Raw genomic sequence first — 17,652 nt, 5'->3', positions numbered from 1 at the left:
GCAACATTGCGCGACGCTGCCGCGCGCGTCGCTCATGCGCCGAAATGAGGCCCAAAGCTGCGCTTGTTCCCCGCTTTCGTTCTGGCGCAAGCACCTAAGATCGTCGACACATCACAAAGGCTGATGCCGAGGCGGACGAGAACGACCCGCTGCAGACGCCCGACGCACGAAAACCATCAAAGCGGGCCCGCCGGCGCGGGCTGCGGAGTTCATCACATGCAAGCAGACAAGAACGTCCTTCCGGATCAGTTGGCCGAAACGTGGTCGGCGCGCGCGCCGTCGCATACGGTCGCGACCTTCGACTGTTTCGACACGCTCTTCTGGCGCGCCGTACAGGAACCGGTCGACGTTTACTACGCGCTGGCCGAAGACCCGCTCTTCGTCGAACACGGCGTGAGCGCCCGTGTGCGCACGATGGCCGAATCCGAAGCGCGTAAGAACAACTACTTCGCAACCCGCAAGAGCGAGGCGACGCTCGAACAGATCTATGCCGAAGCCGCGCCTCACGCCGACGAGGCAATTGTGAGCGCGCTCGCCGAGCGCGAGGTCGATAAAGAGATCGAGATCGGCTTCATCTTCGAACCGGTGCTCGGGCTGCTGCGCGAGGCGAAAATTCGCGGCCTACACACGGCAATCGTCAGCGATACCTATTACTCCGAGGCGCAATTGCGCCGCATTCTCTTTACAACCGCGCCGGAGCTCGAATCGCTCATCGACGTCGTGTTTTGTTCGTCTGAATTCGGTGTCTCGAAATCCACGGGACTCTGGAATATCGTGACGGAACGGCTGGGCGTCGCGCCCTCGGAGATTCTCCATACCGGCGACAACCCGTACGCGGACTGGGCCGTTCCACAGCAGATGGGCATCGGCGTACTGCATTTCCAGCAGCGCGACGACGAGATGCACAAAGCGGACCGACAGCGGCTGATGGCGGCGCGCGTCCTCTTTCCGTCGATCCGCGCGACGAAGCCCGCGCCGAGCTTGCATCACGCGATGCGCTCCCTGCAACAGGGCCGCGACATGAGCACGAACGAGCGCATCGGCTACTGGTCGGTCGGCCCGATCATGCACGCATTCGCGCGCTTCGTGCTGGACACGCATGAGGATCTCAAAGCGCGTGGCCGACCGCACAAGCTCGCGTTTCTGCTGCGCGACGGGCATCTGATTCATCGGGCATGCGAAGCGCTGCACGGCAGCCCGATCGGCAACGAAGCGTACGTCGGGCGGTTCGTCGCCGCCGGTTCGACCTTCGACAGCCGCGAGGCCATCGAGCGTTATCTGAGTACAGAGGTCATCAACCCGCAGATGATGAAGTTCGGCGCCGACCAACTGCAACTGCCGCCCAAGGAAACCGGCAAACTGCTCGCCGAGGCGAACGCGTCCGCCAATCCGCTGCAGACGTTCCGGCGTCTCGTGCTGGAACCGCGCATGGTGAAGCTCATCATCGAACGCAGCGCGGCGCTTCGTCAGCGGCTCTTTCGCCATCTGCAGCGAACCGTCGGGCTGGAGCGCGGCGACACGCTCGTGATCGTGGACCTGGGTTACTACGGCTCCATCCAGCGCTCGCTCGGCAAGCTGTTCAAGAAGTATTACGACGTGGAGATCGTCGGGCGCTATCTCGTTTCGCTGGATACACCCGGCTGGCGCGCGGATCGCGCGGGCGTCGTCGACAGCCGCTGGGCCGATGAAAACGTGATGGAGATGTTGATCGCGCATATTGGCCATTTCGAGCAGATGTGCTCGCTCAAAACCGGCAGCGTGTATGACTTCAAGGACGACGGCACGCCGCTTCTCAACCAATCCGCGAAAAGCGAGAAGCAAATCGCGCAAAGCGGCGAAATCCAGGATGCTTGCGTCCGCTTCGTCCGGGATATGGCCGCGATGCCGGCCACCAGCTTTCCCCGCCTGACGCCTGAACGACTACGCGTCGATGCGGCCATCTGCCTCGCTCGCCTACTGTATCTTCCGGACCGCGACGAAGTGGCCGGCGGCAACGAGACGGTGTTCGAGATCAACGGGGCGTCCATTCACGCATTCAACGTCGCGGATAACGACGCGGGCATCGAAGGGCTTCGTCAGCGCGGACCGTTCTATATGCGCAGCATCGGCAAGGGTTTTCGTCCGGGTTATCCGTACGAGATGCGCCACGCAGGCATCGACCAGGCGATTTTCCTAATGGCCGTGCGCCGTCACCGTCTGGATTTCACCGTCGACGATACGACGTACCGCGAGACGCGAATTCCCGCGCTTTTCGTGCGCGGCAATGAAACCGCGACCGAGACGCTGACCGCGCGCGCGACTTACGACGGCTTCTATTCGCTCGTCGTGCCGATTTCCGACTTCGACGTCGCGCTCATGTTCGGCCAGGAGATGAGCTGGATGCAGATCGCATCGGCGACAACCTTTCCCGCCGATACGCTGGATACGCGTATTGAGTTCGATCGTCAGCGCGCGCTCTCGCCTGGGAGCGAGATCATTTACGACGGCATGACCGAGCGCGAACCCGGCATGTTCGAGATGTCGCCGAACGGACTCATTTATGTGCCTGCAATGGCCGGAAAGACGCGGCAATTGATGCGCCTGACGTTTCGCCCGCTTTCCTGGGTTCAGAAGGCCGAGGTTGCACTGGCTTCATGAAGATGTAGCGGGCCGGCTGCCTGTAAAGGTGTAGCCGACCCGGCCGTAATTGCTCTTAAGCCCTGCCGGCCAAGGCGCCGGCAGACTCCGTGAAAATTCGAATCGCATTCGATCTTCGGCCTAAAGTTTCTTTCCCGTGGGCCGAAATCCTTAGGTAAGGCAGTCAGCGAATCACATTAAACATCGCGACGCCGCATTCAGACTCAGACTAGTAGCGCCTTTACCAACGAGGTAATTTGAAATGTTGAACATCAACACCAACACCCTGTCGCAAACGACGCAAAAGAACCTGCAAGGTTCGCAAAGCGCGCTGTCGTCGGCTATTAACCGCCTCTCGTCGGGCAAGCGCATCAACAGCGCCGCTGACGATGCAGCAGGTCTGGCGATTTCGACGAACATGACGTCGTACGTCAACGCGCTGAACCAGGGCGTGTCGAACGCGAACAACGCGATCTCGATGATTCAAACGGCGTCGGGCGGCCTCAGCTCCACGACGGACAACCTTCAGCGTATTCGCCAGCTGGCCGTTCAGGCAGCCGACGGTTCGCTCTCCGACACGCAGCGCGGCTACCTCCAGACGGAAGTGACCCAGCGTCTCGGCGAACTGGACCGCGTGTCGAGCCAGACGACGTTCAACGGCCAAGCCATGCTGTCCGGCTCGGTCTCGACGGTGGCCTTCCAGATCGGCGCAGTGGCGAACCAGACGCTGAGCGTCGACTTCGGCAGCACCGCGATGAGCCAGACCGGCCTGTTCGGTTCGGCATCGGTCGACATCTCCACGGCAAGCGGCGCGCAGTCCGTGATCAGCCTGGTCGACACGGCGCTCGACACCGTCAACACGCTGCAATCGACGCTCGGCGCTGAACAGAACCGCTTCACGTCGGCCGTTACCAGCCTGCAATCGCAGTCGACCAACCTGAACGCAGCACAGTCGGCCATCACCGATGCAGACTTCGCGCAAGAAACGGCGAACCTGTCGAAGGCTCAAGTGCTGCAACAAGCGGGTATCTCGGTTCTCGCGCAAGCGAACTCGATGCCGCAGCAAGTGCTGAAGCTCCTCGGCTAAGCGCATGTGACCTACCCCGCCGCAAGATGGGCGGGGTTCGGCAGTTCACTGGGAGGCCCGCCTCCCAGCTTTCGTTAGCGCAGCGACATTCATCATCGGCGCTGCGCTCACGAAAGCTCGCAAACAGATAAGGCAGTCCGTCCGGAGCATCCGATGACCACCACCACCTCGAGTACCGACGTCAGCGCCACACTGGCCGCTGCCGCGCAGTCCATCATCAGCGGCGCGACGAACTCTACGCTCGATGTATCCACGCTCGTTTCCTCGCTCGTCACCGCGAAGACCACCGCTCAGGCCACGCAGATCGCGAACAAGACGGCGAGCGACAACACGCTTCTGTCCGCCGTCTCGCAGATCAAGTCCGCGCTGTCATCGGTGCAGACCGCGCTGAAGAGTCTTTCCGACGGCACCGGACTCGCCGCGTACACGGCGACGGCAAGCGGCAGCGGACTCACGGCGACGGCCGGCACGAGCGCGGTGGCCGGTTCGTATGCGATCACGGTCAACAACATCGCGAGCGCGCAAAAGATTTCGTCGACGGCGCACGCCGCCACCGACACCTTCGGCACAGGCACGCTCTCGCTCTCGCTCGGATCGAGCTCGATGAACGTGACGCTCGACGGCACCAACACGCTCGCGAGCATCGCGTCGTCGATCAACTCCGCGAGCGACAACCCCGGCATCAGCGCGACCATCGTCACGGGCACCGACGGCCAGCATCTCGTGCTCGCGTCTAAGACGACGGGCGCCGCCAACACCATTTCGGTCACGGCCGGCGCAGGCGTCGATTCGTCGCTTTCGTACAGCACGGGCAGCAGCAACTACACGCAGACGTCGGCCGCGCAGGACGCGTCGCTCACGGTCGACGGCACGGCCGTCACGAGCACGACCAACACGCTCACGACCGCGATCGGCGGCGTGACGCTGAACCTCGCATCGGCGGCGGCCGGATCGACCCAGACGTTGACCGTGTCCTCCGACACGACCACGGAAAAGAGCACGATCAAGGCCTTCGTCGACGCGTACAACTCGTTCGTGAGCCAGGCCGCCGCGCTGTCGTCGTTCGACTCCACGAAAAGCGCCGGCTCGCAAGGCGGCGTGCTGCTCGGCGACTCCATGCTCCAGAGCATTCAGAGTTCGCTGTCCAGCATCATTACGAGCGGCGTGAATTCGGGTTCCGGTTCGACTTCGACGACGACGAACCTCGCGTCGATCGGCATCGATCTTCAGGACGACGGCACGCTGTCCATCGACGATTCGACGCTTTCCACCGCGCTCTCGAACAGCCCGACGCGCGTGGGCCAGCTCTTCAACCAGACGAACGGCATCGGCACGCAGCTCAATTCGAAGATCACGTCGTTCTTGCAAACGGGCGGCATCATCGATACGCGCACGACCGCGATCAATGCAGACCTGAAGAACCTCACCACGCAGACGGCCACGTTGCAGACCTACGCGGACAGCCTCACGTCGCAGTACAACGCGCAGTTCACGGCGCTCAACACGCTGATGGCGACGATGCAGAACAACACGCGATACCTGACGCAGCTTTTCGGCGGCACGAACAGCGCCGGCGCGCTCGCGACCAACAAGTAACGCAGGCGTCAGCCGATTCGCACGGAGAAAGATGTGAGCCAACAAGACAAGCTGACGAACGCGGTATCGCTCACGCGCGCCATGGCCGCGGCCGCGGCCGCCGGCGACTGGATCGAAGCGGCGCGCCTGGGCGAATTGCGTTCGCCGATCATCATGCAATTGCAGAACGACCTCGATCCGGCGACGTTGCAGGCCGCGAGCGACATCCTGACGCTCGATGCCGCGCTGATGCAGTCGGCGCAAGCCGCGCGCATGTCGCTCGGCAAGAACTTTCGCGAGGCGACCGCGCGCATCGACGCGGCAAGCCGTTATCAACAAACGGCGCGGCTCTAAAGTTTCGCTGTCCCGCGCCGTTATATAGACTAACAACAACAAATAAGCGTCGATGTAATGACGCAGCTTCGCTCTCGATGCCCGCCTCGCGCGGGCATTTTTATTTGGCGTGTGGCGGGAGCCTAGCGCCCGAGCGTCAACGTGAGATACGCCGCGTACAGCACGCCGTTGCCGAGCAGCGCCCACAACGCGACGCCCTTCCCTCTCGCATGGAACCGCAGCCACGCCGCCGCCGCGAGCGTGATGAGCACGCCGGTCAGCACTTCGACGCGCGGCTCCCACGGCGTCAGCATGATGCCGATGGAAGGCAGCAACGTGCCTTGAAACACCATCGCGCCGGTAATGTTGCCGAACGCGAGCGTGTCCTTGCCGCGCCGCGCCCACAAAATGCTGTTCACCTTCTCGGGCAGTTCGGTCGCAATCGGAATGATGATGAGCGACAGCAGCAGCGCCGACACGCCGAGTGCCTGCGAGACGCCCTCGACGCCGTGAATGAACCCCTTCGCGCCGCCCACCAGCAACACGATGCCGATCAGGAATTGCAGCATGATCGAACCGAGATTCGTCTTGAGTCCGACGCGCGAGATGAAGAGCGTTTCGGGCGCCTCGGTGCCGTGTCCGCTCTCGACGAGATTCGCCGATGCCCTGAACGTCGAAATCACATAGATCACGTACAAGCCGACGAGTCCCGCAGCGAACAGCGCGCGCACTTGCCATGCGTGATGCGGCACGAACATCGCGCCGGCCGCGATCAGGAAGGCGAACAGGAAGAAGTTCAGGTCGCGCGTGAAGCCGCTGCGCTCCGGTTCGATCACGCCGCGCAAGCCGCGCGATTTCACGATGGCGAGCGTCATCAGGAACGTCGAAAGCGTCGCGAGCATGAGCGGCGCGCCGAGAATCGCGCCGACGCCGATCTCTTCGTTGACCGCGCGGCTCGCCGTGCCGCCTAAGAGCGCGATGATCGGCACGGTCGTTTCCGGCAAGGCCGTGCCGACTGCGGCGAAGAGCGATCCGGTCACGCCTTCCGAAATGCCGAGCCGTTCGCCGAGATGTTCGAGCGCATTGGTGAACAGCTCGGAGGCAATCAGAATGATCGCGAGCATCAACGCGAGTTGGAGGAAAAGCATCGTCATGCGGCACCTCGCATGGCGCGACGTGGCACGCAGACGATGTCGGCGCGTGAGCGAATGAGGTCTTGTGGTTGCGGGGACACGATGATTCCACGGTCGGACGTCAGCGAACCATGATGCGCCACGCGCCGTCCGACCAAGAACGACGTGGCACATCAGTGGTCTCGCCAAACCGGACCGGTCGAACGCGCCACGGCAGCAGAGCCGAGGATGTTGACGCGTTCTCCTTCGCAAGCGGAAGGAAGGCTACTCCCCAAAGACGGGGGCAGTGTAGCGTGACGCGTCGCGTTCGGCAAGCCGACGCAGGCAGCGGGACATATCGGTATGCGCAACGGTTCGTTGTCGCGCGCCCGCGCGTTCGCTAATCTACGCGCGCGGGCGCGGTGCTTGCTCGGCATCGCGCGACCGGATTCATCGAGCAACAAGAACAAACGCTGTGTGATTCACGGAGCGCGTGCGACAGCGCGCTCCCGCCGACCGGAGAACCCATGCGCATCAAACGCTTGCCTGCCCTTCTCGCCGCCCTCGCCGTGGCCGCGCCCATGCTCGCGCAGTCCAAGCCGCTTACCGTCTGCACGGAATCGAGCCCGGACGGCTTCGACGTCGTGCAGTTCAACTCGCTCGTCACGACGAACGCATCGGCAGACGTGATCTTCAACACGCTCGTCTCTTACGACGAAGCGGCGAAGAAAGTCGCGCCATCGCTCGCGGAGAAATGGGACGTATCGAGCGATGGTTTGAGCTACACGTTTCATCTGCGGCCGAACGTGCAGTTTCAGAGCACCGATTACTTCAAGCCGACGCGTCCGCTCAATGCCGACGACGTCGTCTTCACGTTCGATCGCATGCTGTCGGAGAGCAATCCGTGGCACAAGGTCGCGGGCGCGAGCGGCTTTCCGCACGCGCAGTCGATGGGCCTCGTGAAGCTCATCAAGAGCGTGACGAAGGTGGATGACCACACCGTGAAGTTCGACCTCAACGAGCCGAACGCGACCTTCGTGCCGATTCTCACGATGGGCTTCGCCTCCATCTATTCGGCGGAATATGCGGACCAGTTGCTGAAGGCGAACAAGCAGGTAGACCTGAACAGCAAGCCCATCGGCACGGGTCCGTTCGTGTTGAAGAGCTATACGAAGGATGCCGTCATACGCTACGACGTGAACCCGTCGTACTGGGGCCCGAAGCCGAAGATCGACCGCCTCATCTACGCGATCACGCCGGACGCCACCGTGCGCGCACAGAAGATCAAGGCGGGCGAATGCCAGATCGCGCTTTCACCTAAGCCGCAGGACGTGCTCGACGCGAAGAAGGACCGCTCGCTCAAGGTCAGCGAAACGCCCGCGTTCATGACCGCGTTCGTCGCGCTGAACACGCAGAAGAAGCCGCTCGACAACCCGAAGGTGCGTCAGGCGCTGAACATGGCGTTCGATCGCACGACGTACATGAAGACCGTCTTCGACAACACGGCGACGCCCGCCGTGAATCCGTATCCGCCGAACACCTGGAGCTACGACAAGAACGTGCAGGCGTATCCGTATTCCGCGGACCGCGCGAAGAAGCTGCTCGCCGACGCGGGCTTTCCGAACGGCTTCGACACGACCATCTGGGTGCGTCCGAACGGCAGCGTGCTGAATCCGAACCCGAAAGCGGGCGCCGAACTGCTGCAAGCCGATCTCGCGAAAATCGGCGTGAAAGCGCAGGTGAAGGTGATCGAATGGGGCGAGCTGATCAAGGAAGCGAAGCAGGGCCAGCATGACATGCTGTTCATGGGCTGGGCCGGCGACAATGGCGACCCGGACAACTATCTGTCGCCGCTCTTCAGTTGCAATGCGGTGAAGTCGGGCATCAACTTCGCGCGCTATTGCGACCCGCAACTGGACAAGCTGATCGCGGACGGCAAGGCGACGCCTGACATCGCCAAACGCACGAAGGCGTACGTGGATGCTCAAAAGATCATCCACGATCAGGCGCTATGGATTCCGCTCGTGTATCCGACCGCCGCCGCGCTCACGCGCACGAACGTCAGTGGCTATAACGTGAGCCCGTTCGGGCGGCAGAACTTCGGCGTGGTGTCAGTGCAGTAACGCGTTAAGCGCGAAAGCTCAGACCGGCGAGAAGCGGATCACCCCGTCATCGCCGGTCCGGCGCGCGAGCGTGCCATCGAGCCATAGCAAGTTCAGATGCGCGAGCGCCTCGCCGAGCGCGAACGTCATCTGATGGATGTCGAGCGCGCGCTTGAACATGATCGGCACGATGTCGGCGGCGCTGCACGGCTTCGCCGCGCACGCCTCGCGCACTTCCGCGAGCCGCGCCCGATGATGCTCGCGAAGCTGCGCGATGCGCGTCTTCACGCCGCGAAACGGCTTGCCGTGCGAGGGCAATGCGAGCACATCGGCGGGCATCGCTTCATAGCGCGCAAGCGATTCGAGATACAGCGCGAGCGGATTGCCTTCCGGCTCGATGGCGAACACCGACACGTTCGTCGAGATGCGCGGCAGCACCATGTCGCCGGAAATGAAGAGCTCGTCGGCCGCGCAGTAGAGCGCAACATGCTCCGGCGAATGGCCGTAGCCCGTCACCACTTCCCACTCGCGCGTGCCGATGCGCAGCCGGTCGCCGTCACGAATGCGGCGGAATTCGCGCGGCATCGAGGGCACGAGCGTCGGGTAATAGCTGTCGCGCTTCCTGAGCGCATCGAGCGATGCCGCGTCCGTCAGGCCGTGCGCCGCGAAGTGCTGTGCCGCGCGCTCGCCGCCCGCGTTGGAGCCGTCGCCCGCGGCCATCACGCGGCCCATCGCATATTCGCCGAGCGAGATCCACAGCCGCACGTTCCAGCGTTTCTTGTCTCCGCCCTGACAGATCCAGTGCGCGAGTCCCAGATGGTCCGGATGGCAATGCGTGACCATCAGGCGCAGCACCGGCTGACCGTCGAGCACCGTATCGAACACGCGCTCCCAGTTCGCGCGAATGCTCTCGTTCGCGATGCCGCAATCAATCACGGTCCAGCCTTTCACGCCGTCGATTTCATCGCGCAGCAGCCACAGGTTAATGTGATCCAGCGCGAATGGCAGCGGCATGCGCAGCCAGTAGACGCCGGGCGCCACTTCTTTCGCGCCGCCGGGCGCGGGCATTTCGTCGGCAAAGACGTAGTCGAGCTGATGTTCGAGTGCGTTCATCGGTCGGTGCTCTGAGGGTTTGCGCCGCGTTGCAATCCGGCGAAGTTGACGATAACGTAAACGTCATTCTAACGTTGGACGCGCTCCGGCGCGCGGCGCTTTCCCGATGACTCAGCCCACGCATTTCTCGATCACCGAACTGGCGCGCGAATTCGACATCACGCCTCGCGCCATTCGCTTTTACGAAGATCAGGGTCTCCTCGCGCCGCGACGCGAAGGCACGAACGGCCTGCGGCGCGTGTATTCGTCGCGGGATCGCACGCGCCTGAAGCTGACTCTGCGCGGCAAGCGGCTCGGCTTCACGCTGTCGGAGATTCGCACGCTGCTCGACCTTTACGATTCCCCGACCGGCACGACCGCGCAATTGCGCGGCTTCGTGGACACCATTGCGGCGCATCGGCAAGTGCTCGAACGGCAACTGGAGGACATCAACACGACGCTCGCCGAACTCGCCGCGTACGAGAAGGAAGGCCGCGCGCTGCTCGCAGCGGGCATGGACAAGCGCGCCCGCCGAGCGAAAGCCGCATGATGTGAGCTCAACCCGCGACCCACGACCCGCGCACGCCGACATGAACCACTTCCCCAAGCTGCTTTCGTCGCAAATCGGCTTCGATGTCGCGCAGACGCTGCTCGAAGGGTTCGATCGCCATTACCGCGTGTTTCGCGATGCCGCCATCGAAGCGAAGCCGCTCTTCGAACGCGGCGACTGGCATGCGCTGGCGCGGCTGGCTCGCGAGCGCATTGCGTCGTATGACGATCGCGTGGCGGAATGCGTGGCGCGTCTCGAAGACGAATACGACGCCGAGCATATCGACGACGACGTCTGGCAGCAAATCAAGCTGCATTACATCGGCCTGTTGACGACGCATCGGCAGCCGGAATGCGCGGAGACGTTTTTTAATTCGGTGTGCTGCAAGATTCTGCATCGCTCGTACTTCAACAACGATTTCATCTTCGTGCGCCCGGCGATCTCGACCGAATACATCGAGAACGACGAGCCCGCCGCGAAGCCGACGTATCGCGCGTATTACCCGGACACCGACGGCCTCGCCGCGACGCTCGAACGTATCGTCACGAACTTTCAGCTCGAGCCGCCGTTCGAAGATTTGACGCGCGATGTGCAGTGCGTGATGCAATCCTTGCGCAATGCATTCGGCGATTTCGCGCCCGCGCCGAACTTCCAGATTCACGTGCTTTCGTCGCTGTTCTTCCGCAACAAGGCTGCGTATATCATCGGGCGCATCATTCATGGCGATTCGTTGCTGCCGTTCGCCATCGCCATTCGCCATACGCAGCGTGGGCTGCTCGCGCTCGATACGGTGCTGACCGAGCGCCAGCAACTGCTCATCATCTTCAGCTTCGCGCACTCGTATTTTCTGGTCGATATGGAAGTGCCGTCCGCGTACGTTCACTTCCTGCGCACCATCATGCCGGCGAAGCCGAACGCGGAAATCTATACGTCGCTGGGCCTGCAAAAGCAGGGCAAGAATCTGTTCTACCGCGACTTGCTGCATCATCTGAAGCATTCGAGCGATCAGTTCATCATCGCGCCGGGCATCAAGGGACTCGTGATGATCGTGTTCACGCTGCCGTCGTTTCCGTATGTGTTCAAGCTCATCAAGGACGCCTTCCCGCCGCCGAAGGAAACCACGCGCGAGAAGATTCAGGACAAGTACCAGCTCGTGAAACGGCACGACCGGCTGGGACGCATGGCCGATACGCTCGAATATTCGAGCGTCGCGCTGCCGCTTGCGCGCCTCGATCACGCGCTTATCCGCGAACTGGAGAAAGAAGCGCCATCGATGATCGAATACGAAGGCGACAAGCTCGTGATCCGCCATGTGTATATCGAACGGCGCATGGTGCCGCTCAATCTGTTCCTGAAGAACGGCCACGCCGACGACATCGACCACGGCATTCGCGAATACGGCGACGCCATCAAACAGTTGATGCAGGCCAACATCTTTCCCGGCGACATGCTGTACAAGAACTTCGGCGTCACGCGGCACGGACGCGTGGTGTTCTACGATTACGACGAGATCGAGTACCTCACGGACTGCAACGTGCGCCGCGTGCCGCCGCCGCGCACCGAGGAAGACGAGTTGTCCGGCGAGCCGTGGTATAGCGTCGGGCCGCACGATATCTTTCCCGAGACGTACGGCACCTTCCTGCTCGGCGATCCGCGCGTGCGCGAAGCGTTCATGCGGCATCACGCGGATCTCTTCGACCCTGCGCTGTGGCAGCGTCACAAGGAGCAACTGCTGCAAGGCGAAATCGCCGATTTCTTTCCCTATGACCCTGCCGTCCGGTTCTGCGTCCGTTATCCGGAGCGATTCCAGAAGGCACCGGCGCGCGCTGCATAACGCGCGCCCTTGAAACACGAACACGAACATGACTGACCGCACCAACGAAGCCCATCCTCTCGTTCATCTGTTCGAGAACAACCAGAACTGGGTCACGCGCAAGCTCGCGGAAGACGCCGAGTTCTTCGAGCGGCTCGCGCATCAACAAGCGCCGGAGTATCTGTGGATCGGCTGCTCGGACTCGCGCGTGCCCGCGAACCAGATCATCGGCTTGCCGCCGGGCGAGGTGTTCGTGCATCGGAACATCGCGAACGTGGTCGTGCATTCGGACCTCAACTGCCTCTCGGTGATCCAGTTCGCCGTCGACATGCTGAAGGTCAAGCACATCATGGTCGTCGGTCATTACGGCTGCTCGGGCGTGGGCGCGGCGCTCGTCGGGCGGCGCGTGGGTCTCGCGGACAACTGGCTGCGCCATGTCGAGGACGTGCGCGAGAAGCACGCCGCGTTGCTCGACGAATGGCCGATGGGCGAAGCGCGGCATCGCAGGCTCGTGGAACTGAACACCATCGAGCAGACGCTCAACGTATGCCGCACCACGGTGGTCAACGACGCCTGGTCGCGTGGACAAGCGCTCACCGTGCATGGCTGGACCTACGGCGTTCACGACGGCCGTCTGCGCAATCTCGGCATGATGATCAGCGCGCAGGAGAAAGTGGATTCGACGTATCAATCGTGCCTCGCCGCGTTGAAACGCGACGGCGCACATGCAGCGGAAAACGACGTGATCGCGTCCGACGCGGCGCGTCTCGGCGATGTTCCCTCTGTCATTCAGGGCGTCATTCAGGAGCTAAAACATGAGTGAGACACAAGAGAATCCCGTAGTCATCGTTTCGGCCGCGCGCACGCCGATGGCCGCGTTTCAGGGCGATTTCGCCGCGTTGACGGCGCCGCAACTGGGCGCGGCCGCCATTCGCGCGGCGGTGGAACGCGCGGGGCTTAGCCCCGAGCAGATCGACGAAGCGATCATGGGCTGCGTGCTTCCGGCAGGACAAGGTCAGGCGCCCGCGCGACAGGCGGCGCTCGGCGCGGGCCTGCCGCTCTCGACCGGTTGCACGACCATCAACAAGATGTGCGGCTCCGGCATGCGCGCCGCGATGTTCGCGCACGACATGCTGCTCGCCGGCTCGGCGGATGTGATGGTCGCGGGCGGCATGGAGAGCATGACGAACGCGCCGTATCTGCTGCCGAAGGCGCGCGGCGGCATGCGCATGGGACACGGACAAGTGCTCGATCACATGTTCCTCGACGGCCTCGAAGACGCGTACGAAAAAGGCCGCCTGATGGGCACGTTCGCGGAGCAGTGCGCGTCGTCGTATGAATTCTCGCGCGAATCGCAGGATGCGTTCGCGGTGGAATCGCTGCGCCGCGCGCAACGCGCGAACGAGGACGGTTCGTTCGCGTGGGAGATCGCGCCGGTTACGGTGGCGGGCAGGAAGGGCGATATCGTCATCGAGCGCGACGAGCAGCCGTTCAAGGCGAACATCGAGAAGATTCCGTCGCTGAAGCCGGCGTTCGCGAAGGACGGCACCGTGACGGCGGCGAATTCGTCGTCGATATCGGATGGCGCGGCCGCGCTCGTGATGATGCGCGAATCGACCGCGAAGCGCCTCGGCGCGACGCCGATTGCGCGCGTCGTCGGACACAGCACGTTCGCGCAGCAGCCGGCGCTCTTCACGACCGCGCCGGTCGGCGCAATCCGCAAGCTCTTCGAGAAGAACGGCTGGCGCGCGAACGATGTCGATCTGTACGAGATCAACGAAGCCTTCGCCGTCGTCACGATGGCCGCGATGCGCGAGCACGACCTGCCGCACGACAAGGTCAACGTGAACGGCGGCGCATGCGCGCTCGGGCATCCGATCGGCGCGTCGGGCGCGCGTATTCTCGTGACGTTGATCGGCGCATTGCGCGCGCGCGGCGGCAAGCGCGGCGTGGCGACGCTGTGCATCGGCGGCGGCGAAGCGACGGCAATGGGTATCGAACTCGTTTGAGACAGACAACAAAGGACGACTGATGAAAACCGCTCTGATTCTCGGCGCGTCTCGCGGCATCGGCCACGAATTCGTGCGTCAATATGCGCGCGACGGCTGGCGCGTGCTCGCCACCGCCCGCGACAAAGCCGCCCTTTCCGCGCTCGATGCGCTCGGCGCGCAGACCTTTTCGCTCGACGTCACGCAGCCGGAGCAGATCGCCGCGCTCGCGTGGCAGCTCGACGAGGAGCGGCTCGATGTGGCGATCATCGTGTCCGGCGTCTACGGCCCGCGCACCGAAGGCGTCGAGACCATCAGCGCCGAAGACTTCGATCACGTCATGCATACTAACGTGCGCGGCCCGATGCAACTGATGCCCGTGCTGCTGCCGCTCGTCGATGCCGCGCACGGCGTGCTCGCCGTCGTGTCGAGCAAGATGGGCAGCATTAGCGAGGCGAGCGGCACGACCGGCTGGCTGTATCGCGCCAGCAAGGCGGCGCTCAACTCGGCGCTGAAGGTGGCGTCGGTGCAGTCGCGTCATTCGGCGTGCCTCGCGCTGCATCCCGGCTGGGTGCGCACGGAAATGGGCGGGCCCTCCGCGGCCATCGACGTGGCGCGCAGCGTCACCGGCATGCGCGCCGTCATTGCAGAAGCGCACGCGCTGCGCGACGAGTACAACGGCCGCTTCATTCAGTACGACGGCACGCGGCTCGACTGGTGAGCCGCGCCATGACAAGGAGAATCGGGGAATGACTTATCACGTGCACGGCGTGTCGGCGTCCGGCAACTGCTACAAGGTGCGGCTCGCGCTCGAACAACTGAACTTGCCCTATGTCTGGCACGAAGTTGACATGATGCACGGCGCGACGCGCACCGACGCCTTCCGCAAGCTGAACCCGAACGGCAAGGTGCCCGTGCTCGTCATAGACGAAACGACGACGCTCTCTGAATCCGACGCCATTCTCTGCTATCTCGCCGAAGGCTCCGCGCTGCTTCCCGACGATCGCCTCGAACGCGCGCAAGTGCTGCAATGGATGTTCTTCGAGCAGTACAGCCACGAGCCGTATGTCGCGGTGGCGCGCTTCATCCGCGAGTTTCTGAAGCAGCCGGACGATCCGCGTCTGCCCGAGAAGACCGCCGGTTCGTATCGCGCGCTCGACGTGATGGAGCAGCATCTCGCGTCGCGCACGTTCTTTGTCGGCGAGCGCTACACGGTGGCCGACATCGCGCTGTACGCCTACACGCACGTGGCCGACGAAGCGGGGCTCGATCTGTCGCGCTATCCGGCCATTCGCGCGTGGCTGGATCGCGTGCGCAATCAGCCTGGCCATGTCGAGATGCCGGGAGTCGATGCATGACGCCGGTCGACTGTCCGTGCGGCGGCGCAGCGCCGTCGCGGCGCCCGGACGCGCGCGCGCCGCGCTATGCGGACTGCTGCGGCCGCTTCATCGAAGGCGGCGCGTTTCCGGCAAACGCGATGGAACTCATGCGCTCGCGCTACACCGCCTATGTGCTCGGCGACACCGCCTATCTGCGCGCGACATGGGACGCGAAGACCTGTCCGCCCGACCTCGACGCTTCCGGCGACGGCACGCGCTGGCTTGGCTTGCAGATCAAACGGCACGCGGTTATCGACGCCAATCACGAAGAAGTCGAATTCGTCGCGCGATACAAAGTCGGCGGGCGCGCGCATCGGCTGCACGAAGCGAGCCGTTTCACGCGCAATGCCGAAAGCCACTGGATTTATATCGACGGCGACATCATCGAAAAGTAAATCGTCGCTTAAAAACAAGACGGTATTAATTTCCTGAACTTCTCCTTTCAGATTAAGCTGTTACGGGGTTTCCTTTATTGTGCAGTGCAATTTTGAACGGGTAATCTGTGTTTGCGTCAGGGCGCTGTCATTCTCGCGCCCGGCCAAATGCGGTCACCCGTTTTTTCCAGTTTGAAGCCATTTGTCATGCCTTTTCGAGGCATGACTCCAACGCCCGGCATTCCACACTGCTCATTGTCAGCAGCGCGGCCAGCTTGTGACTTCAACCGGCGATTCGGGGTCCGCGTCATATCAACACATTGATTCGAGTGCGGTCGGAGTTCACGGATGGCGATCAGAACCTGGTTGGTCGGATGCAGCATGGCATGCTCGCTCGCGGCGTCGTTGGTCGCGTCCGTCGTGCACGCCGAACCGATCGGCGGCATCCGCCAATCCGAAGGGCTCGCGGCGCCCGTCTTCAGCCAGATTCCGGATGCGCTCGACGCGCGGCTGCCGGTCGTCGCGAATGGCCTGAACGAAACGGTCATCGAGGTGCCGGAAGACGACATCGCGCTCGAAACCACTGTCTTTAAACCGGACGGCGCGGGCCCGTTCCCGATGATCGTCTTCAATCACGGCAAGCTTCCCGGCGATTCGCACGCCCAGCCGCGCAACCGGCCGGTCGCGCTCGCGCGTGAGTTCGTGCGTCACGGCTATGTCGTCGTCGTGCCGAACCGCCGCGGCTTCGCGGGCTCCGGCGGCGACTATGCGGGCCACGGCTGCAATGTCGAAGCCAACGGTTTCGCGCAGGCGCGCGACGTCGCCGCCACCGTCGAGTACATGAGCGCGCAGCCTTACGTCGACAAGACGCATATCGTCGTCGCGGGCACGTCGCACGGCGGGCTGACGACCATCGCCTACGGCGCGCGCGATGCGCTCGCCGCGCCGGGCGTGCGCGGTCTCATCAATTTCTCGGGCGGCTTGCGGCAGGACGAATGCGCGGGCTGGCAGAAGAATCTCGTCGATGCCTTCGGCGCGTATGGCGAGAATGTCCGCCTGCCGTCGCTGTGGCTGTACGGCGATAACGATTCGGTCTGGCCGGGCGATCTCGCGTCGCAGATGTACACGGCGTTCGTCTCGCACGGCGCGCGGTCGAACATGGTCGACTTCGGCACCTACAAGAACGACGCGCACCGGCTCGTCGGCGATCGCGACGGCGTGCAGATCTGGTGGCCGCGCGTGAAGGCGTTCCTCGCGCAAGTCGGCATGCCGACCTCCGTGCAGTATCAGGTCGCCGAGCCGCACGCGCCGAACGCCACGGATTTCGCGAGCCTCGACGCCGTGCAGTCGGTTCCGTTCGTCGATGAAGCCGGCCGCGCCGGGTATCGCAATTTCCTGAGCCAGTATTCGAGCCGCGCGTTCGCCGTGTCCGACTCGGGCGCGTGGTCGTGGGCCGAAGGCGGCGACGATCCGATGGCCGTGGCCATTGCCGGCTGCCAGAAGCAGAGCAGCGATCCGTGCCGCCTCTACGCGGTCGATAACGCGGTGGTCTGGAAGAACAACAGCGCGGACACGCAGACGGCCTCGCGCTGAACGCGCAGTTCACGCTTCCAACGACGCCGGCCGCTGCG

General features: G+C 63.3%; 16 protein-coding genes and 1 riboswitch. Of the genes, 13 read left to right on the top strand and 3 right to left on the bottom strand.

What is annotated here, in order from left to right; genetic code table 11:
* The first annotated feature begins 216 nt into the window (after positions 1-216).
* The 4 genes from NCR34_RS01415 to fliT all read left to right on the top strand — a co-directional run bounded on the left by NCR34_RS01415 (position 217) and on the right by fliT (position 5,632).
* Positions 217-2,637 (top strand): HAD family hydrolase, encoded by a 2,421-nt coding sequence (locus NCR34_RS01415; RefSeq protein ID WP_248320919.1) that lies wholly within the window; start codon positions 217-219, stop codon positions 2,635-2,637.
* Between the two features lie 241 nt (positions 2,638-2,878).
* Positions 2,879-3,703 carry a flagellin domain-containing protein gene (locus NCR34_RS01410; protein ID WP_175939021.1) on the top strand — a complete coding sequence of 275 codons (825 nt, stop codon included), beginning with the start codon at positions 2,879-2,881 and terminating at the stop codon, positions 3,701-3,703.
* Positions 3,704-3,856: 153 nt separating this feature from the next.
* A complete protein-coding gene (fliD, locus tag NCR34_RS01405; protein WP_248320918.1) occupies positions 3,857-5,299 on the top strand; it encodes a flagellar filament capping protein FliD in 1,443 nt (480 codons plus the stop codon).
* Between the two features lie 33 nt (positions 5,300-5,332).
* Positions 5,333-5,632 (top strand): flagellar protein FliT, encoded by a 300-nt coding sequence (gene fliT, locus NCR34_RS01400; protein ID WP_248320916.1) that lies wholly within the window; start codon positions 5,333-5,335, stop codon positions 5,630-5,632.
* Positions 5,633-5,754: 122 nt separating this feature from the next.
* On the opposite strand, the gene NCR34_RS01395 is transcribed toward fliT, so the two are convergent.
* Positions 5,755-6,765 carry a sodium:calcium antiporter gene (locus NCR34_RS01395; protein ID WP_248320915.1) on the bottom strand — a complete coding sequence of 337 codons (1,011 nt, stop codon included), beginning with the start codon at positions 6,763-6,765 and terminating at the stop codon, positions 5,755-5,757.
* A 95-nt stretch (positions 6,766-6,860) separates the two neighbouring features.
* Positions 6,861-7,029: riboswitch (yybP-ykoY riboswitch) on the bottom strand.
* Positions 7,030-7,250: 221 nt separating this feature from the next.
* Between NCR34_RS01395 and NCR34_RS01390 the strand changes: the two genes are divergently transcribed.
* Complete coding sequence (locus tag NCR34_RS01390) at positions 7,251-8,846, top strand: ABC transporter substrate-binding protein (RefSeq protein ID WP_371747362.1); 1,596 nt, start codon at positions 7,251-7,253, stop codon at positions 8,844-8,846.
* Positions 8,847-8,864: 18 nt separating this feature from the next.
* On the opposite strand, the gene NCR34_RS01385 is transcribed toward NCR34_RS01390, so the two are convergent.
* Positions 8,865-9,938: an MBL fold metallo-hydrolase gene (locus tag NCR34_RS01385; protein ID WP_248320914.1), complete on the bottom strand. Its 1,074-nt coding sequence runs from the start codon at positions 9,936-9,938 to the stop codon at positions 8,865-8,867.
* Positions 9,939-10,044: 106 nt separating this feature from the next.
* On the opposite strand from NCR34_RS01385, the gene NCR34_RS01380 reads away from it, so the two are divergent.
* From NCR34_RS01380 to NCR34_RS01350, 7 genes are read left to right on the top strand one after another with little or no spacing between them, the layout of a single operon-like run.
* Entirely contained in the window at positions 10,045-10,467 is a 423-nt protein-coding gene (locus tag NCR34_RS01380) for a MerR family transcriptional regulator (RefSeq protein ID WP_248320912.1), read from the top strand.
* 40 nt (positions 10,468-10,507) lie between these two features.
* On the top strand, positions 10,508-12,301 hold the full coding sequence (aceK, locus tag NCR34_RS01375) for a bifunctional isocitrate dehydrogenase kinase/phosphatase (protein ID WP_248320911.1): 1,794 nt from the start codon (positions 10,508-10,510) through the stop codon (positions 12,299-12,301).
* A 28-nt stretch (positions 12,302-12,329) separates the two neighbouring features.
* Positions 12,330-13,103: a carbonate dehydratase gene (can, locus tag NCR34_RS01370; RefSeq protein ID WP_248320910.1), complete on the top strand. Its 774-nt coding sequence runs from the start codon at positions 12,330-12,332 to the stop codon at positions 13,101-13,103.
* A complete protein-coding gene (locus NCR34_RS01365) occupies positions 13,096-14,289 on the top strand; it encodes an acetyl-CoA C-acetyltransferase (RefSeq protein WP_248320909.1) in 1,194 nt (397 codons plus the stop codon). The genes can and NCR34_RS01365 overlap by 8 nt, the downstream gene beginning before the upstream one ends.
* 22 nt (positions 14,290-14,311) lie before the next feature.
* Positions 14,312-14,989 (top strand): SDR family oxidoreductase, encoded by a 678-nt coding sequence (locus NCR34_RS01360; protein ID WP_248320908.1) that lies wholly within the window; start codon positions 14,312-14,314, stop codon positions 14,987-14,989.
* Between the two features lie 28 nt (positions 14,990-15,017).
* On the top strand, positions 15,018-15,626 hold the full coding sequence (locus NCR34_RS01355; RefSeq protein WP_248320907.1) for a glutathione S-transferase family protein: 609 nt from the start codon (positions 15,018-15,020) through the stop codon (positions 15,624-15,626).
* Complete coding sequence (locus tag NCR34_RS01350) at positions 15,623-16,042, top strand: YchJ family protein (RefSeq protein ID WP_248320905.1); 420 nt, start codon at positions 15,623-15,625, stop codon at positions 16,040-16,042. Before NCR34_RS01355 ends, NCR34_RS01350 begins: the two co-directional genes overlap by 4 nt.
* 116 nt (positions 16,043-16,158) lie before the next feature.
* On the opposite strand, the gene NCR34_RS01345 is transcribed toward NCR34_RS01350, so the two are convergent.
* Positions 16,159-16,404, bottom strand: a complete 246-nt coding sequence (locus NCR34_RS01345; protein ID WP_250499007.1) for a hypothetical protein — start codon at positions 16,402-16,404, stop codon at positions 16,159-16,161.
* On the opposite strand from NCR34_RS01345, the gene NCR34_RS01340 reads away from it, so the two are divergent.
* The gene (locus tag NCR34_RS01340) at positions 16,370-17,614 is read left to right on the top strand and encodes a dienelactone hydrolase family protein (RefSeq protein WP_248320904.1); all 1,245 of its coding nucleotides are present in this window, start codon (positions 16,370-16,372) and stop codon (positions 17,612-17,614) included. The genes NCR34_RS01345 and NCR34_RS01340 overlap by 35 nt on opposite strands.
* The last annotated feature ends 38 nt before the right edge of the window (positions 17,615-17,652 follow it).

It is taken from the genome of Caballeronia sp. GAWG1-5s-s, assembly GCF_023631445.1.
Lineage (GTDB): Bacteria > Pseudomonadota > Gammaproteobacteria > Burkholderiales > Burkholderiaceae > Caballeronia.
This window is presented reverse-complemented; position numbering and strand designations above follow the sequence as displayed.